The following is a 22,564-nucleotide window of genomic DNA, read 5'->3' on the forward strand; positions in this document are numbered from 1 at the left end:
GCTTGATACGGTCTAGTCTGCTTTAAATGACAACGGGATCTCTGCCAGCTGATTACCTTCATTCGCAGGGAAGATCAGGTATTCACCGTGGTATTTCACCATTGACTTGTAATCGGTCACCTTATGGACCATGTAGCCAGCTTGCGTTGCTTTCTCGACAAATTCAGCGTGGTTACCGCGAACAAACCAACTCATCGGTTTAGCAAGCACTTCACCATCAAAACAGCTTTCACATTGGTCTGCACAAAGCGCCAGAGAGTTTTGACCCTCAGTGAAGATTTGTACTTTACCACAACCAATCAGTTGCTCAGAAGTCGACACTTCCCACTGAGCTTGCTCCATAAGATCCAAAAACGCTTCAATGTCTGAATCTTTGATCACTTTCTGTTCTTCGCCTTCTGGGAAGAATTGTGCGTAATAAGCAGAAATACGTTTGAAGATAAACAGCAAGCCAGCATCGTTCCCTTTTGAACGACCCGCTTTTTGCCAACGCGTTAAATCATCCCCAACAGTGCGACCGAAACGCTGTGATTTTAGCGCTTTGGTCACCCAACGAACCAAGTAATGATTGTTAGCAACTGGCGCATTCGCCAATTTACCTGAACGATGTTCCTGATCCAGTTCTTCCAGAGCAGAATTAACCAAGTGTTGAATTTCTTTGGTGTAATTAGACATTACGCCTTTCTTCCTAAAGTCCAATAAAACAGTGCAGACAGCACTGAACAAGCAAACATAACGATGATCATCGGCCATGCAACACCGCTCGGCATTGCAGCAACCAGCGCACCAATAAGTGAACCAGTACCAAAACGCAAGGTGCCAGCAAGTGAAGATGCTGTACCAGCCATGGTTGGGTAACCACTCAACAACAACGCCATTGAGTTACTACCAATCGTAGACAAGGTACCAATAAACAGCACGACAAATGGCACCATACCCCACAAACCAAGGTTGAACATCCAACCAACAAACAGACCAATACCCGCGGTTAATTGCACAGCTAAACCAAAACGAAGCATGGTATGAGAGCCGACTTTTTTCACCAAACGACCGTTGATGCTGGTCATGATGATCATCGCCACGATGTTCAAACCAAATAGATAACCAAATTGGTCCGGTCGAACACCATACAAATCTATATAGATAAATGAACCCGCCGTCAGGAATGCAAACATACCTGAGAACGAGAACGCCCCAGAAAGCATTAAACCTAATGCTTCAGGATTTGAACACAAGCGTGCATAGTTGCGAATTGTTGTTCGGAATCTTAATGGCTGACGGTTTTCTGGTTTTAGCGTTTCCGGAATCATCCATAACACCAGCAAAATCACTACGACAGCAAAGATAGCCAATACCCAGAAGATAGAGCGCCAACCGAACCAAATCGCTAAGTGACCACCGATCATAGGCGCAACAAGCGGCGCAATAGTGATAACTAGGGTCACAAACGACATTGCACGTGCAAAGTCTTCACGGTCAAACATATCGCGAACGACAGCTTGGATGATCACGGCAGCTGCTGCTCCTGCAAAACCTTGTGCAGTACGTACATACGTCAGAGCATCAATACCATTTGTAGTTGCACTAACTACCGCCGCCAAACCAAAAAAGAACACACCTAAAATGAGTACAGGTCGGCGACCATAGCTATCAGCTAGCGGTCCATGAAGCAACTGGCCTAACGCAAAGCCTGCGGTGTACGCCGTTAACGTAATTTGCACTGCCCCTGCTGTCACGCCTAGATCTTTCGCGATAGTAGGCATAGCTGGCAGATACATATCGATAGCAAGCGGGGTTAATGCACCGATTGCACCGAGAACAAGAAACAATAAAAAACTGATTTGTGACTGGGGAGCACTTTGGGCTTTTTCTGTCATTGATTTACCTCTTGTTGTGGTCCTCCCATCAACATTCCACATTGATTGAGACAGATGAGTGACACTTCTCGAACACTGGCTTCATAACAGAGTTACAAAAAACAGTGCGTAGTATCCATACTATTGAGAAATACAGATGCTCAAGTACTTTTTCACTTTTTAGTGTCACTTGAGCATTACTGACGAAAGTATACCAAGGCGGTCTTGACTAACTCGACGCTTAAACCTGCATGATGATTATGCGCAGCGACAATATAACCGAGCTAAAACGAAGAGGCGGTGAAGTTAACACCGTCTGTACTTATCGTCAGTAAGGACCAACAAGAGAAAAGGTTTTTCTCAGATTAAATACAGTTCAGCCTGCGTTTACGAGCAGCGAATACATGACTGGTTCAGTCATTAACACAAATTTGGTAGGAAACCCCATTCTGAGTGATTTCCTACCAAAACACTAGTTCCTATCGAGAACTAAACAATTTCCCAGAACAGCGATTATTTCCAATCAGAAAGAATTACTTTAATACCGATTCGACTTCTTCTTCGGTTAACACACGGTAATCACCGGGCTCTAGAGCTTCATCCAATACGATAGAACCGATACGCTCACGGTGAAGGTGTTCAACCTTATTGCCAAGAGCAGCAAACATGCGCTTCACTTGATGGTACTTGCCTTCGACAATCGTCAATAGCACTTCGTTTTCGGCTTCGTTCACGATTTCCAAGTGTGCTGGTAATGTCGGTTCACGTTCATTGCGAAGTTCTATCCCTTGGGCAAACTTCTCCACGTAGTCTGGCTCAATCGCATCCACCAACCAAACACGATAGGTTTTCTCACACTTGTGTTTAGGTGAAGTAATACGATGAGACCATTGGCCATCGTCAGTGATCAAAACTAATCCTGTCGTATCGACATCCAAACGACCAGCAAAGTGCAAGTTCTCTACTTTCGGCTCATCGAGCAGAACGAAAGCGGTCGGGTTATGCCCGTCTTCATGCGAACAAACAAAGTCCGCAGGCTTGTATAGCATGATGTAACGTGGGCCAGGTTTACCAACGTCACGACCATCCCACTGGACGACACCACCTTCTGGTACTTTAAAAGAACCACTTTTTTGTACTTCACCATTGATGGTTACTTCGCCACTTTTGATGATCTTTGTTGCCTGCTTGCGAGTCGCACCCAGAGCATCACACAAATATTTATCTAAACGCATGAATACCTCATTGAATTATACCCAAATGACCTCTGCCCAAGCCCATTTAAGCTAACAATCGGTAAGTAAAACCGCACTCAAAAGTCACTTGGGTATAAAAGTCGGGTATTATAGCGATCCTAATTAGAATAGTTGAGCAATTTCACAGATTTTCATGTACACCCTTCGCCCTTACCAAGCCGACTCTGTAAAAGCGGTGATTCATTATTTTCGCAAACACACCACACCAGCGGTCATTGTACTACCAACAGGTGCCGGTAAGAGTTTGGTTATTGCAGAACTGGCGAGACTCGCCAAGGGACGCGTATTAGTGCTCGCACACGTTAAAGAGTTGGTGGAACAAAACCACGCCAAGTATGAAGGCTACGATTTAAAAGGCTCAGTTTTTTCGGCGGGTTTAGGCAGAAAAGAAACCGATCAACAGGTGGTATTCGCATCCGTTCAATCAGTCGTACGCAATTTAGATTCATTCAAAAACCAATTTTCCTTGCTGGTCATTGATGAATGCCACCGCGTACCCGATGATAAAGACAGCAGCTACCAAAAAGTCATCACTCACCTAAGAGAGCTCAATCCAGGTATCAAGGTCCTTGGCTTAACCGCAACGCCATATCGTCTTGGGATGGGGTGGATTTACCAATACCACACTCGCGGACAAGTTCGTACCGAAGAACCTCGTTTTTTCCGTGATTGTATCTTCGAACTACCGATTCGTTATTTATTGGATGAAAACTTCTTAACACCTGCACGTATGATGGATGCGCCAGTACTGTCCTACGACTTCTCGCAGCTTAAGCCAGCCAGTACTGGACGATACAAAGAAGCCGAAATGGATATGGTGATCGACAAAGCCAAACGCGCCACGCCACAAATCGTTGAACAGATCATTCAATACGCCAAAGAACGTCAAGGTGTGATGGTATTTGCTGCGACGGTACGACACGCTCAAGAAATTCATGGTTTATTACCTGAAGGGGAAACATCCATTGTGATTGGTGATACACCAACTCCAGAGCGAGATGCGATCATTCAGTCGTTTAAAAACCGTGAGATTAAATACCTAGTTAACGTCTCCGTTTTAACCACAGGCTTCGATGCACCGCATGTTGATTTGATCGCGATTCTACGGCCCACGGAATCAGTCAGCTTGTATCAGCAAATTGTTGGTCGTGGTCTGCGTTTATCAGAAGGCAAAACCGAATGTTTAGTGCTCGATTATGCCGGTAACAGCTATGACTTATACCAACCAGAAGTGGGCGACCCAAAGCCAGACTCCACCAGCGAGATCATCACTATTCCCTGCCCTGCTTGCGGATTCAACAATAACTTTTGGGGCAAGTTAGACAGCAATGGTTTCTTGCTTGAGCACTTTGGCCGTCGCTGCCAAGGCTATTTTGAAGATGACGAAACCGGAGAACGCGAGCATTGTGGTTATCGGTTTAGAGCAAAATACTGCGGCGAATGTGGTGCAGATAATGACATTGCGGCTCGTATTTGCCATGAGTGCGACGCCACACTTGTCGATCCAGACAAAAAACTCAAAGAAGCATTAAACCTGAAAGATGCGCTGATCTTCGAATGTACAGAAATGGATTTGTCGGTATTTAAGTCCAGTGACGGTAAGTCGCAACTGAAAGTGACATACTCTGGAGAGTCTTATCAAGGTGAAGGGAATGCATTGGTGCATGAGTTTTGGTCTTTAAACACCAAAAAGCAGAAGCAAACCTTTAGAGATCAATTTGTTCGCCCTCATTTAGCCGACAAGCATCGTCCATTTGAAGAGGCTTCCCCGACCAAAGTGGTCGCGAATCAGCATCGCTTTCGCTTACCTCAATTTGTAATAGCGAGAAAGTCTGGTCGTTTTTGGAAGTTACGAGACAAGATTTTTGAAGACGAATTAAAGCAGTAATCGGCACATTATCGCGTCCAGATTGAATACAACGGCGCGACATGATTACTGAAAACTCTCGGTTATTTTGAGCGGTACATATCCCGGTCAGCGAGTTCGATAACGTCTATCAGGGATTCATTCCCTGTTGCTTTGGCCACACCTGTCGTTACTTTTACTTCTACATTATAACGATCTAAAGGCTTGGCAACGATATTCTCCTTGAGTCGTAAAGCTAAGTTTTCCGCAGACTCTAAGGAACAAGAAGGAATCACCGCTACAAACTCATCTCCGCCCAAACGAATCAACCAATCGCTCTGACGGAACGTAGATTGCATCGTTCGAGCAATATGAATCAATGCCATGTCACCAGCATTGTGGCCATGGTTGTCATTGATCTCTTTAAACTTATCACCGTCAATCAAAATCACAGAGTAGTGGCCTTGTTTTATTACCTGCTCAAATTCTTCATCTTCAAACACCTTCCGGTTATGTAGAGACGTCAATTCATCTTTGCTGGCATTTTTTATTGCATGCGCTAAGTGGTTTTGATGCCTTATATTAGAGGAATACAATCGATGGTAGGTGCGCACCAACCCCCAAGCTACCAACAACACCCATAGATTATCGATCAGCACCTTTACTACCGGAAGCTGATAGATAACCACGCTCGTATTATCGAGAGGTAGCACTAATCCTCCAGTAAGGTCATAAAAAGGGTACTTATCATGCCCTATCGTGACATAGTAATGCCCATTTACTTTTTCTGATGTGAGGCTTTGACCATCTAAAAAATGGTAGTTCACATAAACTTCAACAACGACATCTCCCAAAATCTGACCATTTAAATAAACGGGACTGGAGATGCTGAATGCGGTTTCACCGGTTTCTGTGTTATTGAAGTTTTCCGAGAAGATGACGCGATCCGCTAAGTCTGAGTCGTGCATATTCAAAGTACAGGAACGAGTTTGACTACATAGCATGGGATCAAACATCGATGCGTCGATAGCAAGATCATCATTCGCTTTCGAGAAGATAAGTTTCTTTCCCTCATAAGAACGATAGTAGATATGAACGTTAGGTCGTTCTGTTAGTTCTCTATTGTAGCGAAACAAGTCATCTAGAGCAGAAAACGCGATGCGTTCATTTGGGGTTAATTCTGCATCGTTAAGAGATTTAACTCGTTGCGAGCTCTCTATTTGTTGTTGGGTAAAGTTTACATCGGATTGGTTCTTCAAATCAGACTCGATTCGTAGCCCAGTTAATATCGCGGTACTTTTATAAAGTTCCAGATAGTTCGCAATAGAGGCAAACTCTTTTTCGCTGCGATTGATCGCCCATACGCTCATCACTGAAACTACGACGATATAGAGGCAAAACGAAATCACTAATGAGTTTTTCGACAATTTAAAAAGAAGCATTCTTTATCCTAGAACTCCATGCATACACTATGAACTGCACCGAGCTATCCAATTAAAGTGCTCTATGATTTGTCCAGACCAATTATATGTAACATTTATATCAACAGCATATCGCGCGAAAAATATACATTTGTTGTGTTTTTGTTTATAGGCATGTTGCAAAACGCGAACCCGTCTTTTGCCTAATTAGTGTCAATTTTCTCTATAAGCTATTTAAATTACGGAATTTATATTTTTAACGGTTCGAGCGCAGAAAATTTTGCACCTAAATCCACATTCACTTTCCATTCATGTACAAGCGGATATAATTTTGCTAACTCTCCCAAAAAGGCTTTGCTATGTCTAAATCCTTCATTACACGCAAGCTACCCATGCTGTTAGGTTTAGTGCCACTTTTGTTGTCTGCGCCAAGCTTTGCGAATCATCACGATCACAATGACCATCATGACGACAAAGATGGACACGCCATTGTTCGTGACGTTGAAAAACCGGGAACCCGAATTGAATTCGATGAAGATCAAGACGAAGTCTATCGCGCTGTGCAGAAAGGCTATATTCGCCCTTTCTCTGATATGTATGAAGCGGTGGAGAATGATCTTTATGGGCGTATTATTAAAGTAGAGTTGGAAGAAGATGACGATGAATGGGTTTACGAGCTAAAAATCCTATTCGATGACAGCGTGATCAAAGTGGAATACGATGCTGCTACGCTTGAAATGCTAGAAATCAAAGGTCGTAACTTCAATAAAGCGCTCAAACCGCAATAATCCATCAAACATAATAAGAAGAAAGAACATGAAAATACTTGTTGTCGAAGATGAACCTCGCCTAGGCGAACAAATTATCGAAACTTTAGAAAACAATGGTTGGGTACCAGAGTTATCCCAAGATGGCATTGATGCGCTTTATCGCGCGACGTCTGAAGAGTGGGATGTGATCGTGCTTGATTTAGGCCTGCCAAAACTGGACGGTTTAACAGTACTTAAGGGGATTCGAGATGAGAACATTAACACCCCTGTTGTCATACTCAGTGCACGTGACACCCTATCCCAACGCGTTGAAGGCTTAAACGCAGGCGCGGATGACTACTTAACAAAGCCATTTGAAATGATGGAGTTAACGGCTCGATTACGAGCTCAATTACGTCGAGCATCTGGTAATGCTTCCCCAGTAATGAAGATTGGGGATTTGAGCCTAGATACGCGTTCTTCGAAAGTTCTATGGCAAGGACAAGCGGTTAGCCTTACTGCATTGGAATACAAAGTAGTCGCGTATTTCATGCATAACCCAGAGAAGGTCATTTCGCGTACTGAGTTGGTGGAACACATTTACAAACAAGACTTTGACCGTGACTCCAACACCATCGAAGTTTTTATCGGTCGTATTCGTAAGAAAATCGCACCAAAGATCATTAAGACAGTACGTGGCTTGGGGTATCAGTTGAATGCCGAGTAAAAACAAACTGCCAATGCACGTTCTCAAGCGGCTAAGTATTAAAAGCCGCTTAGTGCTTGCAGCGGTGGTTTGGCTCACCGCAATGATCCTCGCTGCCGGCGTGACAATTCCAACTCAAGTTTATCATTACATGGTGGATGACACTCGTTCACAATTAAATGTCTTTATGGACGAAATAGCCGCTCAGCTTGAAGTTGACAGTAAGGGACAACTCTCTCTTTCTACTCAACTTTCCGACCCTCGCTTTAGTCGCCCTTACAGTGGTTTATACTGGAGCGCCTCCACAGAGACCAGCCTCGAACGCTCACGTTCACTTTGGGATAAAAAAATCACTTATAAGGGGCTTGATAAAAACGCGTTTGGTGCACGAGATGAAAAACTCATAACCATAAAGAAAACCCTTTATCTGCCCGACTATAACGGTCCTATCGATATCATCATTGGTGTTGATGAAGATCCAATTGAACACACTATTCAATCTCTCACCGGTCAATTGTGGATTATATTAGGCTTGCTATTCGCCGGCGTCTTAGCAGTTATCTTGCTTCAGATCGCTTGGTCATTGAGCCCCCTAACGAAGCTGCAAAGAGAGCTTGCCGAGCTCAAATCGGGCAACAAGAAGGGGCTGGAAGAAGAATATCCAAAAGAAATTTCACCTCTAATTTCCGATCTGAATGCCTTGCTCTTTCACTACCAAGAGCTACTTGAACGAGCGCGTAACCACGCGGGTAACTTATCTCACGCGTTAAAAACACCACTCTCCGTGTTAAAAAACGAAGTGCAGAACTTAGCCCCTGAAACTCAAACGAGATTGAATGCGCCGATTAGTCAGATTCAACAACATATTGATTACCACTTAGGCCGAGCTCGTATGGCCGGCTCTATGAACATCCTATCGGTAAAATCTAACCCATCAGAACGCGTTGATGCGATCTCTATGGCGTTCGATAAAGTGTATGCCGTAAGAGAAGTCACATTAATCAATGAACTTGATTCTGAGTTGAACGTTGCCGTTGAGAAAACGGATCTTGATGAAATGGTGGGTAATCTACTAGAGAATGGTTACAAATGGGCAGCGAGCATTATTCGTGTCCATTCTACGCAAGACAAAGACAACATTCACATCATCGTTGAGGATGATGGACCTGGAATCCCCGCCGAGCAGTTATGCCAGGTAATCAAACGTGGTTACCGATTGGATGAAACCACCCCTGGCTCAGGTTTAGGCCTGAATATTGTGAGTGAGATGGCCCACAGTTATCGTGGCCAGCTTGAGCTTTCACAAAGCAAAATGGGCGGTTTAAAAGCCACCCTTATTTTGCAAAAGAGTCGAGTTTAAATCACATCCGGTGATAACACTGAAATGGCACTTATCGATGTTTCATCGTTAGGTGCCATTTTTGTATCTGATTGCTGATTAGGCACATTTAAAGCGAGTGAAGGCTCGCTAATCAACAAGACATTCCCATCAGAGTAATAGTCATGTTGATTGTCCATCGCGACAGGTTGCGCCAACGAATACAATTCCCCTGCTAAGGCTAAATGACTCATTTCGATTTGATTTGCCAAACGGTCTCTTTCACTATCTACATTGGGATCAATCCGATGCAACACAGTCACAATACCGGAATAATGCGCTAATTTGAGTCCATCATCGTAACTTATCGCCCCAACCCAAACCGATTGATTTGAGCTTGCCTCGTGCCCTGCTTGCCACCAGCGTATATGAGAGCGTTTAAGTAAGCTTCCGGGTTCTTGAAACGCCATCGCTTGTGGTTTGCCATTCCAAAACAAATCCGACACAGGTGGCAGCTTTTGCTTCAACAAACTCACATAATCAGACAACTCAATGTCGTTTCTTGAGAATGTTTGATTTTCTAACCAACCCAACTCTTGCATTAGTGTTCTCGGTGATTCACCGACGTAGACCAAATTTACAGCCTGAGCGTCAAACACATTGGAACGTCCTGGGTACACTTTAAAACCGAGATCGTTAAACGCGATTGGTTGAATCTCAGTGGACTCGACTTGCTGAACATTATCGTCAGCAAGATAGAAAAAATGACCATAGTTTGCAGCAACCAAACACAACACTAATGCCGTCAGCGATTTGGTCCACTTGCGTGACCAGTTCTTTTTCCACGCAACAACGGTAAATGTCACAGCCACCAATACCGAAGCAATAAGAAGTTTATGTTCAATTAAGATTAACTTTAAGGAATCCAATGGCAACCAAGTTTGCAGACCTGCAGCAAGCAAATATCCAGCAACAACAAATTGCCCAACACCGAGTATCAAACCTATTGATGAACAGATGGTAAAGCGCTTCCAACTCACGTTCACTGAACCCGCCATAAATGGCACGACCCAAGCGACTGGGCCTAGTAGGCGTGCAAAGATCAAAATGGCGTTACCACGCTTTTTCATCAGCAAGCGACAACGGGCAATTGGGCGCTTCGTCTTAGCTTGCCAACGAATCAGCTTTCTCTGGGCTTTAGAGCCCGAACGTTTACCAATAAAGTAACTGAGTTGATCACCAAGCCAACCACCCATGAGGACGGCTATTACGCCCCAGATGATGCCTTGGTGTAATTGATAGCCCGCGGCGAGCAAAAACGGCTCACCGGGAACAAAGAGATTTGGTCCAATCGTCGCATCCAGAAATGCCCCGAAGAACAGACTGATCGCTTCCAGCATACAGCCTCCAACGATTATGAGTGTTGATCTTTATAGTGACCGAATTTGTATTCCATTTCGTTGTTACGCATTTCCCCAAAGAAGAATCGACGTACATTCGCTTTGAAATAGGTCATGCCCATTTTAAAGAAACCATCTTGCTCCAAACGACGCGGATCGAATTCGAATGTCATTGGTAAAAAGCGGAATCGCCATGTTTTTGAAGCGCGTTTCACGTAATCACAATCTTCGCAAAGCGTGATGGATTCATCAAAACCGTTAAGCTCTTTATGCGCACGCTTGGTCGAGAAAATACACGCGCCAACAGCCGTTGGGAATGTGTACTGGGTAATGAACAAGCCTGTATTAAACAAGCCATAGCCAAGTTTGTGCGCCATTGGTAATTCCTTTGCCCCCATGTACACACCGGCCACTTCTAACTTCGCATCTTCTAACTTGCTCATTGCACGACTTAGAAAGTCGCTTGGCAAACGTACGTCTGCATCCAAGAAAAGAATGCGTTCGTATTTCGCCAACTCTGCCCCCGTGTTACGTCCTAAGCTGACACCACGAGTCTCCATTTGATGAACGGTAAGTTCTGGTAATGAGCTTTCGTAAGCTTGTGCAACTTCACGAGTCGAATCTTCGCTGTTCGAGTCCACCACAACCACTTCAAATTTCTGATGTGTTTGTTTAGTTAAATCTTCGAGTAGTCGACCAATACGTTTTTCTTCATTTAGGGTAATAATCACGATACTGACTGGGTTCATAATGCACTCCATTGATGCTCTCGTTAGGTGTTGGGCCAAGAATAGAACCGAGTGGCTTAACGGTTACTGAGGTCAGCATTCATTTTGCGTTCATTTCGTTAATAACAGATGTCGATGATTATCCATTCACAAAAATGACGCCTGTCGAGAAAGGGAGGAAAAATACAAGTAAAGGAAGGTAAATAGGTTAAAATCGCCTCAAAGTGAACAAACTTTTATCTAAGCGATAAAACTTGCACTCTTACTATCCAAAGATTGCTGTCTTTTTATTGATTTGGGTGCATTTATGGTTGCTGAACCCAGAGCAGGATGATAGTATCCGCGCTCGCTTGAACAGTTCCTGTTTCAAGCTTTACCACGAACTCAAGGTCGCATTGTGGTTCGTGAAGTTTAATTTTTACTAATTTGAGAGTAAATACTATGAAATTCGAAGCAGTAGTACGTACTGAACTAGGTAAAGGTGCGAGCCGCCGCCTACGTCACGCTGGCAAATTCCCTGCAGTTGTATACGGCGGTGAAGCAGCAGCAGTTGCTATCGTTCTTAACCACGACGAGATCGTTAACCAAATGGACAAGCCTGAGTTCTACGAAGGTATCGTTCTAGTGATCGACGGCGCTGAAGTTAAAGTTAAGCCACAAGACGTTCAACGTCACGCGTTCAAGCCAAAAGTTGAGCACATGGACTTCATCCGTATCTAATTCCCTACCAAGGAATTAACGGATAAAATCCAAACCTTTTGCATAAAAAGATTATCGGACTTACCAACCGAGATATCTAAAAAATTCAAAACCCCGGAGCCTTACCATCTCCGGGGTTTTACTATATATGGCCGATGAAAATTCCCACGCAAACTCCAAACACAAGAGAGCCCCAAACATGGGAGCGCCATGGATTCGAACCAACTATGTTCGTGCGATGTACTTCACCAAAGTGAGGTCATTCAACACCATGCCCTCAATGACCTCTGCCTCCTCCTCTCCTGACCGCACAAAGCCACATTTTTTATAGAAGTTCAGCCCCTGTTGATTCGTATCCAACGCTTTAAGGCTGATTTGCATCACCGGTGTGGACAACAAACGCGTTTCTAGCTCATCAATCAATGCGCTACCCGCTCCTTGCCCGTAGTAAAGAGGCGAAACATAACAACAAGTGACAACTGCTGTCTTATCCTCACTAGAATGATTCGGTAGCTCGTAGCTGAGAAAACCAACTATCTCTTTACCCTTCTCTACCACAATCAAATTTGCCAATTGTTCTGTCATCACTCGTGTCCACATCTTTTCTCTGCGCTCAAGAGTAAACTGACAAATATAACTTTCAGGCATCAATCCTTTATAGGCGACTTGCCATGAATCGACATGAATCTTGGCGATAAGCCTAGCTTCGTCCCTTAGTGCGTTTCTTACTGTATATCCCATTGCGCGCCTTTCTTATAACTCTTGAGTAAACACTCTCTGACGACTGTATGCTTCAAATCCCAGTGATTGGCACAACTTTATTGAAGGTGTATTTTCAATGTTTACTCGATACCTAACTTTACGCTGTCTTGCCTTCACCTCACGGACTAAGTGAGCAAGCAGCCGCTTCCCATACCCTTTCCCTCTCGCATATGGAGAAACCAATATGGACAAAGATTCAAACGGTTCCTTTCCCGGATAACAATATGACGCCAGTACCGCAACGAGCTTTTCATTGTCGAAGATGCCATAAAAGAAATGACTATCCAGCTCAAAGTCCGCCTTTTCTATATCCTCACTACTATTCTGGCTTAAAAAGAATTCAAGTAATGAAAGATCGGATTCGATAGTAAGCGGAATTATTTCGTCATCATTGTTGACGTTATCGTCATTAAATAAATAGTAGTCGACATCGTCATAATCACAGAAGAATTGCTTATTATTTAATTTCCGTTCGATCTCACTTGGTTGAAAATGTCTTATTTTATTCCATAGCCCTTTGGGACAGGATATAAACGTCGTTGCATCGGATTGGTATAAAAAAACCGCAGCCTGATCGGAGAACTTTTTCCAATATTCAGGGTCGTAAGAGTAACCGTTGTACATTTTATCGATGGCTGTGAACTGCTTCTGCCAAGAGCAATCGATTTCCGCTGTGAGCGCGGCTGATTTTTTGAGCATCCCTACCTCTCAACATGCTGTACAGAAAAATCTTAACTATATGTTTCGCATACATTATAAAAACATGAATCTGGTAAAATAATAATCAATCCTTGGTTCATATCTCGCCAAAATGCGTATTGATTCACACTAAGAAAACACATTCAATTGAGCTGCTCACAATTTTAATAAACCACTTCGCAAAAACCTTTCTAAATACGATTTCTGTTTATTTGTCGACATCCATTGCAGGCTTGTTATTTCCTTTATTCAACAAAACTATAAATAAGATATAGATCACTAAAGTTTCACACTAATTCCGTATATTTCACGCCGTAATAAAATCAAAATCACAAAGAAAGGATCCCTTATGAAGTTTTATAAATCCCTCTTGGTACTTTCTGTCGGTGCTGCGCTAGCTGGATGTGGCTCAGACAGCGACAACTCTCCAGTTACCTGTGAGACCGCAGACTCTTGTACTAAATTTACTGTTCTTCATACCAACGATAACCACGGTCGCTTTTGGCACAACAGCGACGGCGAGTACGGTATGGCAGCACGTAAAACACTTATCGAATCTATTCGTGCAGAAGTTGCTGAAAACGGTGGTGAGTCAATTCTGCTGTCTGGCGGTGACATCAACACAGGTGTACCAGAGTCAGACATGCAAGATGCCGTGCCAGACTTCGTAGGTATGAACCTTATTGGTTACGATGCAATGGCTGTCGGTAACCACGAATTTGATAACTCTCTAGACGTATTAGACATGCAGGCAGAGCTTGCTGACTTCCCGATGCTAGCTGCAAACATCTACAAGAAAGATGCAGACGGCAAAGTAACTGATGAACGTTACTTCGACCCTTACAAAGTATTCACGGTTAACGGTCTTAAAGTGGCGGTTATCGGTCTTACAACGAAAGACACTGCAAAACTGGTAAACCCAGACAATGTTGCGGATATCTACTTCGAAGATCCACAAGTTGAAATCCAAAAAGTACTTGCAGAAATCGAAGCAAACGAGAAAGTTGACCTAGTGTTCGCTACAACACACATGGGCCACTACCAAGATGGTCAACACGGCAGCGAAGCACCTGGCGATGTTCTACTTGCACGTTCTCTTGAAGAAGGTGAGCTGGACGCAATCATTGGTGGTCACTCTCAAAACCCAGTATGTATGGAACCTGGCACAAACAACTACGCTGACTTCAAACCAGGTGATGACTGTGCTCCAGACCAACAAAACGGTACTTACATCATGCAAGCGCATGAGTGGGGTAAATACGTAGGTCGTGCAGACTTCGAATTTTACGACGGTAAACTGCACCTAGCTAAATACGCACTAATCCCTGTAAACCTTCTTGATGACAACGATGAAGTGATCGGTGAGTACATCAAGCACGATGCAACAGTGAAGTCGATCCTTCTTCCTTACCAACAACAAGGTCAAGACTTGTTGGATGTTAAAGTTTCAGAAACTGACGGCAAACTTGAAGGCGACCGTGGCGTAGTTCGTTCAGAGCAAACTAACCTTGGCCACCTATTGGGTGAGGCATACCGCACTTATGAGCTAGTTAACGCTGACTTTGGTGTAATGAACTCAGGTGGTGTGCGTGACTCAATCCAGAAAGGCGATATCGCTTACCGCGATGTACTAACCGTACAACCTTTCGGTAACTTCGTAACCAAAGCAACGATGACCGGCCAAGAAGTTAAAGATTATCTAGACGTAGTTGCTACGAAATCTGCGGGCTCTGGTGCTTACGCTCAACTAGACAACATCACGCTATCTGTTGATTGTGACGCAAGCGATGTCACTATCACAGACATCAACGGTAAGGGCTTCAACCTAGCGGACACTTACACGTTCTCAGTGATCAGCTTCAGCGCGGCTGGCGGTGATGATTACCCAGTGATCGATGTTGAATCAACTCAAATGACAGATGCTTCTGTACTGCGTGAGTTCTTCGTTAAAAACCCTCAGATCTCTGCGGCAGACTTTGACAAGAATCTAGGCAATATCGAGTACTTCAGCAACGGTCAAGCTGTGAAAGGTTGTCCTGCTTCAGGTAGCTAAGCTACTAAGTGTCTACACTTAGATGTTGACAGCTATTCGGTTGCATAACAATCGAAACAAAAGCGTGTCAGACTGACTCTAAGACCAACCGGAGCCCAAGTGGCTCCGGTTTTTTATTGGTGCTAAATCCCTGAAAAAGCAGCCCCTTCATAAATCGTTCAAAAAATGTTCATTTGTGTTATTGACGCCCATGTGCGGGGCTTCTATGTTTGATAAGGTCTTTCAAATAAGCAGATTCATTGACTAACTTTCGCGATTCATTTTTATTCGCGCAGCTAATGATTCTGAGAAAGATTTGAATGGCGTTACAAACACTGCTCTCAAACAATTTGTCTTTAGGACTTCAAACGACGGCGTTGTGTCTCCACGTGCACGCCAATGAGCAGCGATCTGGACGTCAATGTGTTCAAACTGCTGCCATCGAGTTCTGGAGGTCAAAAATGAAACGAGCCAGCAACAGCTACAGACTGCAACTGATTAAAGAAGTGGTAACTCGCAGAGAACGTGAAGCATGTACTGATCCCATGGCAAACTATATTCATCAACTAATGGATGAACTGCCAACCAGTCGATTAGAGGTGGAGCAAAACCACCGCTTTGCCGGAAGCCACTTTGACGAACAAGCAGGAGGCTGGGTCAGTGACCAATGGTCAATGAAATAACGCCAACCACTTTTTCAGAGGTGGAAAATGGATAGGAGCTTCCCGGCTCTTATGGATAAGTATCTCAGACTGGGCCGGGAATAGTTGAATCCCACTATCAACTAAAACAAGTCTTGCTGCGGTGATGATCCATCCTGTGGCGATTCTGCTTTTGCCTTCCCTGCCAATACCTTTCTTCTATAGCGTTGACGACATAGCTTGATCACGTGTAACTGTTGTGCAGGGGTAAAGCTTAGCCAATTAAACCGCTCTTCTCTCTTACGCATGCATCCCTTGCAATACCCTTTTTCGTCGGAAGTGCAAATTCCAACGCAAGGACTTGGGACGGTAAAAAACTCCAGTTGCTCCATGCTCAAACCGTTCTATCGTTAGCTTGTTTAAATCCAATACGTTAATAGTCGAATAACTGTAAGAAATTTCTAAGTTTTCGGTGAATATCAATACCGATAATGGGATCTCTGTTATAAAATACGCTGTGTTTAAAAACATACGAAACCATAACCGTATGCTGACAAAAACAGTGTTTTATTACCTATACTTACCACGTTTTCTAAAAACGGAGTCAATAAAATGAAGCTTAGCCTAAAAACGTTAGTAGCAGCAATCTCACTTCCAGTTCTGATGACTGCATGCGCTAGCAACGGTGATAATGTGAAAGAAATTACGGCTCAAGATCTACAGCACCATAACTGGGAGCTGGTTCAAATCGATGGCAAAAACATTGCATCGGAAGAACAAAAGAAAGCCCCTCGCTTAGAAATTGGTGAAAACCTAACAGCGAACGGCAACGCAGGTTGTAACAACTTCTTCGGTCAAGCAGAACTGAAAGACAACCAACTGCGCATTGAGAAAATGGGTATGACCATGATGATGTGCGTAGGCGATCAAATGAAGATTGAAAAAGTAATGTCTGAAACGCTTTCTGATTGGAGCGACGTTACTCTGACTGACCAAGGTCTAGTACTTAAGAACGCAGATCACGAACTAACGTTCACACTGCGTGACTGGGTAAACTAATCCCATATTCAGTTTCTAAGACAATACGTCGCTGAAATGATGAGTCTCTAAAAAAGCAGCCATTGGCTGCTTTTTTTGTTTCTAATGTCCGACAGATTGCTTCGCAAGCTTTTCAGGATCGTCATACACCGCATGACGGTCAATCATATCCAATGTGGCTTCGTTCATGCCTCTCACCGCGACAATCGCCCCTCCTTTTCGGAACTTCATGATGGCTTTATCAAGCGCAGATATTGCCGTGATATCCCAGAAATGCGCATCCGATAAATCAATCGTGATGTACTTAGTGGCATTACCGAAGTCAAACATATCCGTAAAGCTATACGCAGAAGCAAAGAAGATTTGCCCATGCACTTTATGAATGGTGTGGTCGTTATCTATGATCACCTCATCCGACACTTTCATTAGGGTTCGACTCTGGTTCACATAAAACACACACGCCAATAGCACTCCGACTAACACACCTATTGCTAAGTTATGCGTTGCAACAACCGCAATCACGGTTGAAACCATCACAAGGTTTGTGGACAGACTGTGCTTACGCATTTCGGCAATCGAATTCCATGAAAATGTGCTGATAGAAACCATGATCATCACCGCTACCAACGCGGCCATCGGGATCTGTTTAAGGTAGTCACCCAAAAACACCACCATGATAAGTAGAAACACACCAGCGCATAACGTAGACAACCGCGTACGTCCACCAGACTGAATATTGATCATTGATTGGCCGATCATAGCGCAACCCGCCATACCACCAAACAACGACGAGACCATATTCGCAATCCCTTGTCCTTTACACTCATCATTATTTTCACTTTCCGTGTCTGTCAGCTCATCCACGATGGAAGCTGTCATCAATGACTCCAGCACACCAACAACAGAGAGTGCTAGTGAATAAGGGAAAATGATTTGGAGTGTTTCAAGGTTAAAAGGAATATCTGGGATCATAAAAACAGGGAGTGAATCAGGTAACTCTCCCATATCGCCTACTGTCCGAATATCAATATTGAACATTAGGGCAATCACAGTCACTGCGACGATACACACTAAAGGTGAAGGTAGCATTTTTCCTATTTTCGGAACATAAGGAAACATGTAGATGATGGCCAACCCTAATCCTGTCAGTGCGTAAACAGGCCAAGAAACATTCGTCAGTTCAGGCAGTTGAGCCATAAAGATCAAGATAGCCAAAGCGTTAACGAATCCCGTCATAATCGACTTGGATACAAAACGCATTAGGTCCCCTAGTCTCAAATACCCAATCAATAATTGAAGCACACCAGCGAAAAAAGAAGCCGCTAACAGATACTGCAAACCATGATCTTTGACTAAGGTGGTCATTAATAGCGCCATCGCTCCTGTCGCCGCGGAAATCATTCCGGACCTTGAACCTGTGAACGCAATAACGACGCATATTGAAAACGAGGCGTATAGACCAACTTTAGGGTCAAGTCCCGCGATAATAGAGAATGCGATAGCTTCTGGTATCAGTGCCAGCGCTACAACAACTCCTGATAAACAATCTCCTTTAACATTGTTGAACCAAGTATCTTTTGTAAATTTAAACATAAATCTCTCATAAACGTATTGCCTTAGTTGGTGCATTGCGCACGGTGAAGGGAGTGATGCAAACGCATCTGAGAGATCGTTCTAAGGCGGACTAATGAGCAAAAAGCACCTTCCTTTTCCTATTGATGGACCAAAAAATGAGGACAAACAACGAGAGTGCCCCCAAAAGAAGTGTGCTTTATATCACTATAAAAATCTAAATTGTAATAAATTCTTACAAAACAAAGTCAACAGTCCTACAAAGAGCCACAAAAAAACGCCTCACAAAGGAAGCGTTCTTATCATCTCTATGCCTTATAGGATAAGGGATTATCGTAACAACCGTTTTTAGAATGACTGCTGAGAGTACCTTTCTCCATCAAAGCCACTTAATTGCTCATAAGCTTTGGAAAGAATCGCAATACCGATAATCGTCACCAAGAAACTCAACAGACTCATTAAGAAAGAAAGCTGTAAAAACGCAAGTGGTGACATAGCCAAACCAAACAGAAGCGGCACTATAATCACAACGCTCATCATGTACCAAGTATGGCCTTTGGTAAGGTTCCAAGCGTAAGGGAAAGAAACACCTTTACCAATCGCGATGGCTGGAAAAACCAAGACTAATCGACAACACACCACGCTTAACGCTAATAATGCGATAGCTGCAAGGACAAGATTAATCATCGCGAAAATCGCAGCCACTGCGACCACCGCCACCGTCATGGCTAAGTAGTGGCCGATAAACCACATTTCGATTTTTCCAAACGTGAAACGTCCCCACTGAGGCACAGACTGAGGACCTTTCAAAATGATGCTGTGAACGTTGATTGCAACGATTGCAGATAAAAGAGCCATCAAGATCTGAACAAGAATAGGAGCGACATCCCCTTGCGCTGAGTTCAAAACAAGATCCAGCATAAGAGAAAGGAGAATGGGTAACGCCGTTGCTTTCGCAATAGCCTGTTTATTTGCACTCAATGATGAAAAAGCGCTTTTAACGGTATCGACAAACATAGTTGGATTCTAATTAAGAGTAAGGTTTATTCTGGTTACTGATGTTATCTTCCAGATACTAAATGAGCAAACCTTTCCCTAATTATCATTGAGTTACCGTATTTACTTCGACCTAGATAGGTTCATTTATCCACAATTAAGCGCTTTGTTCACCCAATACGGCTTTGTTAGATTAAATGTCCAACTTTACGAATCAGTACAGCAAGGCTTTCCGCTTCGAGTTTCTTCATCACGTTGGAACGGTGTACTTCAATCGTTCGTAAGGAGACACACAACAAGTCCGCCATCTCTTGGTTTTTCATCCCTTTAACCACCAAGCCAAGCACTTCTCTTTCACGCTTAGTAAGATTCTGTAGAACTTGTTTTGCACCGAGCTTTTCACAGTTTTTGATCGACTGTTCCATAGCATCTTCAATCGCTAACACCAACGCATTGCCATCAACTGGCTTTTGGAAAAAATCGAGCGCACCATCTTTTAGCGCATCTACCGCCATAGGGATATCGCCGTGCCCAGTAAGATAGATAACACTGATTGGGCTAAATTGCTCATTCATGATTTGATGAACATCTTGCCCTCGCATCTCTGGCATACGACTATCAAGTAGCACACACCCTGCTGACGGTAAATCGGCTTCTTTTAGAAAATCCGGGCCACTACAGAACGCCTGAACCTCATAGCCATAGCTTTCTAACATGAACGCCATCGACTCTAATACGGGTTCTTCATCATCGACGATATAAAGGGGACAGAGGTTACGACTCATGACAAGTCTCCTGATACGGTAAAATAATGGTCACTTGGCAGCCAGTAGGCTCTATTGACCGAAAACGAATACTGCCTTGATGGGCATCGATAACATCACGACAAATCGCGAGTCCTAGTCCTAGGCCATTTTCTTTGGTGGTGTAGAACGCTTGATCCAGCGGAATATCTTGTTCTTCGATGCCAATACCGTTGTCCATGACATCTATGATGACCATTTCGTCACAAAAGCTTATGTGCAGGTCAACGTAGAGCTCCTTTCGCTTTGGCTCGTGACTCAAACACGCATCTTTTGCGTTGTTTAAGACGTTAAGGATGACTTGCTGCAACCCCGTTACGTCTGCAAAAATGGGTTGTACTTCACCTGAATACATCACCCCTAATTGAATGCGATGGCGTTGAAATTCATAATCCACCAGCTTCATTGACTCTTCGATGAGACTTGGAAGGTCAATCCATTTTTTTTCAATCGGAGTACGATGAATCAAGCTTCGTAAACGTTGAATGATGTCACTGGCAGAAGTCACTTGTTGCTGAATCTTATCCAAAATAGGCAACATCTCTTCGGGTGTTGTCCCTCGTTCCATGCGGACTTTCGCCCCTTGGCTGTAGTTCTTAATCGCAGCTAACGGCTGGTTAATCTCATGAGCAATGCTGCTGCCAAGCTCCCCAACAATAGTGATCCGCTGTGCGTGTTCAAGCATGCTGCTTTTGCGTCGTAAGTTATTCATGGTGGATTTTAGTTTTTCTTGGCTGCGTTGAAACTTCCATTCCAACCAAAAGTGGTAACCCGTCATAAGCAATAAGGTCAACAAAGATGCCATCGCTATCGCTTGGTTCTTACCCAACCATTCTTTAGCCTTTTGTCCCCATGATTTCTGCAAAGGATGCATATCCAAATGCTTGTAAACTTTATCTACATTGATACTCGGCGCAGGCAACATCCAACCTACATTATTCGCCGCTATTGCCGCAGGGTGCTCAGCAGGCATCGCAAATAGTGTTTGTGCGACCATTTGTCCGACATCAAAAGGCGTGCGTTCAGTCATTGCCATGGTCCAGTTTGGATAAAGAGGTGTACTGACTGCACAAATTGAATCGGCCGGACGCTTTTCGTTAAGTACTCTTAAACTATGCAGCTGGATACGGCCCTCTTTCGCCATATTTTCCAACGTACAAGCAGGAACGATCGCCACATCCAGATCATTTTTGATCACATCCAAAATCAATTGATCCGTTGGAGGACCAGTGAAATGGATTTTTTCAAAGAATGAAGAGTTGAAGTAACCCAACTTATCCAACTCATAACGCAGGGCAAGAAAACCACCAAAGGCTTTTTCAGACACAGCAGCGACATTGGCTTTATTGATGTCTCTAAGTGTTTTAAAGGGTGATTCTTCACGTACCACCACCACCGAAGCAATCGACTTATTTGGCAAGTCGCTGTAAGCGGTTTTTTGTGTGGCTAACCAATTAATAGGGTATTCACGAGCAAGCTTGGTCGCCTGCCCCGGGCTGGTCAAAATGAAGTCGAGCCAACCGTGCAGAAATGCGTCTTCCAGTTGGTCGAAATCGTAAGTATGTAAATTGAATTTGTATCCAGGGTTTTGCACCTCTAACCAATCCAAAGTCGGTTGCCAAGCTTCACGCGCATGGGCGTGTCCGCGCAGTGCTAAAACACCAACATCATAGTCTGTTCTGTGTGCTTTTTGTTCACTAGCAAACACAAAAGAGGTAAAGAAAAAGAAGAGAGCACAAATGAAAAGAGTTAACTTTTGAGAATAATTATCAATCACTTACGAGATACTACCAAAACATCGTTGTGGCACATTTTAGCACCACTCCCCCCTACTACTTTGTTGCTTTAGATCAATCCCACATCATTATTGTGGGAAACCACAATATCGCCATTTAAACGTTTTCCTCAGAATGCCTTACCCATAAAGGGGTAGGGGCACTTTGCCTGTTTCACGCAATGAACATCTCTAACGAATAATAAACGTTCATGCCGGCCTTTCCCCTTCAAAAGCATTCTAACTGTCGAGAAATCGAAGTTTCGGC

General features: G+C 43.7%; 21 protein-coding genes. 8 read left to right on the forward strand and 13 right to left on the reverse strand.

The annotated features are described in order from the left end of the window. Positions 1-12: 12 nt before the first annotated feature. From C1S73_RS03770 to rsuA, 3 genes are all read right to left on the reverse strand, one after another. Positions 13-675 (reverse strand): DUF2913 family protein, encoded by a 663-nt coding sequence (locus C1S73_RS03770; protein ID WP_038868724.1) that lies wholly within the window; start codon positions 673-675, stop codon positions 13-15. Next, positions 675-1,877, reverse strand: coding sequence for a Bcr/CflA family multidrug efflux MFS transporter (locus tag C1S73_RS03775; protein ID WP_038868726.1), 1,203 nt, complete (start codon positions 1,875-1,877; stop codon positions 675-677). The genes C1S73_RS03770 and C1S73_RS03775 overlap by 1 nt, the downstream gene beginning before the upstream one ends. A gap of 512 nt (positions 1,878-2,389) precedes the next feature. Beyond that, complete coding sequence (gene rsuA / locus C1S73_RS03780; RefSeq protein WP_038868727.1) at positions 2,390-3,091, reverse strand: 16S rRNA pseudouridine(516) synthase RsuA; 702 nt, start codon at positions 3,089-3,091, stop codon at positions 2,390-2,392. Positions 3,092-3,245: 154 nt separating this feature from the next. Here rsuA and radD point away from each other — a divergent pair, with 154 nt between their 5' ends. Beyond that, a complete protein-coding gene (gene radD / locus C1S73_RS03785; RefSeq protein ID WP_038868728.1) occupies positions 3,246-5,000 on the forward strand; it encodes a DNA repair helicase RadD in 1,755 nt (584 codons plus the stop codon). Positions 5,001-5,062: 62 nt separating this feature from the next. On the opposite strand, the gene C1S73_RS03790 is transcribed toward radD, so the two are convergent. After that, positions 5,063-6,400 carry a GGDEF domain-containing protein gene (locus C1S73_RS03790; protein WP_038868730.1) on the reverse strand — a complete coding sequence of 446 codons (1,338 nt, stop codon included), beginning with the start codon at positions 6,398-6,400 and terminating at the stop codon, positions 5,063-5,065. A gap of 338 nt (positions 6,401-6,738) precedes the next feature. Between C1S73_RS03790 and C1S73_RS03795 the strand changes: the two genes are divergently transcribed. Genes C1S73_RS03795 through C1S73_RS03805 form a run of 3 tightly spaced genes read left to right on the forward strand, consistent with a single transcriptional unit; the run spans position 6,739 to position 9,194 of the window. Beyond that, complete coding sequence (locus C1S73_RS03795; protein WP_038868731.1) at positions 6,739-7,167, forward strand: PepSY domain-containing protein; 429 nt, start codon at positions 6,739-6,741, stop codon at positions 7,165-7,167. A gap of 28 nt (positions 7,168-7,195) precedes the next feature. Then, on the forward strand, positions 7,196-7,855 hold the full coding sequence (locus C1S73_RS03800; protein ID WP_038868732.1) for a response regulator transcription factor: 660 nt from the start codon (positions 7,196-7,198) through the stop codon (positions 7,853-7,855). Continuing rightward, positions 7,845-9,194, forward strand: coding sequence for an ATP-binding protein (locus tag C1S73_RS03805; RefSeq protein WP_038868733.1), 1,350 nt, complete (start codon positions 7,845-7,847; stop codon positions 9,192-9,194). Before C1S73_RS03800 ends, C1S73_RS03805 begins: the two co-directional genes overlap by 11 nt. On the opposite strand, the gene C1S73_RS03810 is transcribed toward C1S73_RS03805, so the two are convergent. After that, complete coding sequence (locus C1S73_RS03810) at positions 9,191-10,552, reverse strand: LssY C-terminal domain-containing protein (protein ID WP_038868734.1); 1,362 nt, start codon at positions 10,550-10,552, stop codon at positions 9,191-9,193. The two genes, C1S73_RS03805 and C1S73_RS03810, sit on opposite strands and share 4 nt — an antisense overlap. A gap of 14 nt (positions 10,553-10,566) precedes the next feature. Continuing rightward, positions 10,567-11,301 (reverse strand): glycosyltransferase family 2 protein, encoded by a 735-nt coding sequence (locus tag C1S73_RS03815; RefSeq protein WP_038868736.1) that lies wholly within the window; start codon positions 11,299-11,301, stop codon positions 10,567-10,569. Between the two features lie 420 nt (positions 11,302-11,721). On the opposite strand from C1S73_RS03815, the gene rplY reads away from it, so the two are divergent. Beyond that, positions 11,722-12,000, forward strand: coding sequence for a 50S ribosomal protein L25 (gene rplY / locus C1S73_RS03820; protein ID WP_038868737.1), 279 nt, complete (start codon positions 11,722-11,724; stop codon positions 11,998-12,000). A 204-nt stretch (positions 12,001-12,204) separates the two neighbouring features. On the opposite strand, the gene C1S73_RS03825 is transcribed toward rplY, so the two are convergent. Together C1S73_RS03825 and C1S73_RS03830 are read right to left on the reverse strand one after the other, a co-directional pair. Beyond that, positions 12,205-12,720: a GNAT family N-acetyltransferase gene (locus tag C1S73_RS03825; protein WP_038868738.1), complete on the reverse strand. Its 516-nt coding sequence runs from the start codon at positions 12,718-12,720 to the stop codon at positions 12,205-12,207. Positions 12,721-12,732: 12 nt separating this feature from the next. Next, the gene (locus C1S73_RS03830) at positions 12,733-13,440 is read right to left on the reverse strand and encodes a GNAT family N-acetyltransferase (RefSeq protein WP_038868739.1); all 708 of its coding nucleotides are present in this window, start codon (positions 13,438-13,440) and stop codon (positions 12,733-12,735) included. Positions 13,441-13,789: 349 nt separating this feature from the next. Between C1S73_RS03830 and ushA the strand changes: the two genes are divergently transcribed. Both ushA and C1S73_RS03840 read left to right on the forward strand, forming a co-directional pair. Then, positions 13,790-15,493, forward strand: a complete 1,704-nt coding sequence (gene ushA / locus C1S73_RS03835; protein WP_038868741.1) for a bifunctional UDP-sugar hydrolase/5'-nucleotidase UshA — start codon at positions 13,790-13,792, stop codon at positions 15,491-15,493. Between the two features lie 440 nt (positions 15,494-15,933). Beyond that, a complete protein-coding gene (locus tag C1S73_RS03840) occupies positions 15,934-16,155 on the forward strand; it encodes a hypothetical protein (RefSeq protein WP_038868743.1) in 222 nt (73 codons plus the stop codon). A 101-nt stretch (positions 16,156-16,256) separates the two neighbouring features. On the opposite strand, the gene C1S73_RS03845 is transcribed toward C1S73_RS03840, so the two are convergent. Continuing rightward, entirely contained in the window at positions 16,257-16,505 is a 249-nt protein-coding gene (locus C1S73_RS03845; RefSeq protein WP_080774337.1) for a DUF1289 domain-containing protein, read from the reverse strand. Positions 16,506-16,725: 220 nt separating this feature from the next. On the opposite strand from C1S73_RS03845, the gene C1S73_RS03850 reads away from it, so the two are divergent. After that, positions 16,726-17,172: an META domain-containing protein gene (locus tag C1S73_RS03850; RefSeq protein ID WP_038868744.1), complete on the forward strand. Its 447-nt coding sequence runs from the start codon at positions 16,726-16,728 to the stop codon at positions 17,170-17,172. A gap of 81 nt (positions 17,173-17,253) precedes the next feature. Here C1S73_RS03850 and C1S73_RS03855 read toward each other — a convergent pair whose 3' ends face one another. The 4 genes from C1S73_RS03855 to C1S73_RS03875 all read right to left on the reverse strand — a co-directional run bounded on the left by C1S73_RS03855 (position 17,254) and on the right by C1S73_RS03875 (position 22,299). Further along, positions 17,254-18,744 carry a SulP family inorganic anion transporter gene (locus tag C1S73_RS03855; RefSeq protein ID WP_042601813.1) on the reverse strand — a complete coding sequence of 497 codons (1,491 nt, stop codon included), beginning with the start codon at positions 18,742-18,744 and terminating at the stop codon, positions 17,254-17,256. A gap of 327 nt (positions 18,745-19,071) precedes the next feature. Continuing rightward, a complete protein-coding gene (locus C1S73_RS03865) occupies positions 19,072-19,740 on the reverse strand; it encodes a hypothetical protein (protein WP_038873560.1) in 669 nt (222 codons plus the stop codon). Between the two features lie 167 nt (positions 19,741-19,907). Next, positions 19,908-20,504: a response regulator transcription factor gene (locus tag C1S73_RS03870; protein WP_038873562.1), complete on the reverse strand. Its 597-nt coding sequence runs from the start codon at positions 20,502-20,504 to the stop codon at positions 19,908-19,910. Continuing rightward, positions 20,494-22,299, reverse strand: a complete 1,806-nt coding sequence (locus C1S73_RS03875) for a sensor histidine kinase (protein WP_038873565.1) — start codon at positions 22,297-22,299, stop codon at positions 20,494-20,496. The genes C1S73_RS03870 and C1S73_RS03875 overlap by 11 nt, the downstream gene beginning before the upstream one ends. Positions 22,300-22,564 lie beyond the last annotated feature (265 nt).

The organism is Vibrio jasicida 090810c, assembly GCF_002887615.1.
Lineage (GTDB): Bacteria > Pseudomonadota > Gammaproteobacteria > Enterobacterales > Vibrionaceae > Vibrio > Vibrio jasicida.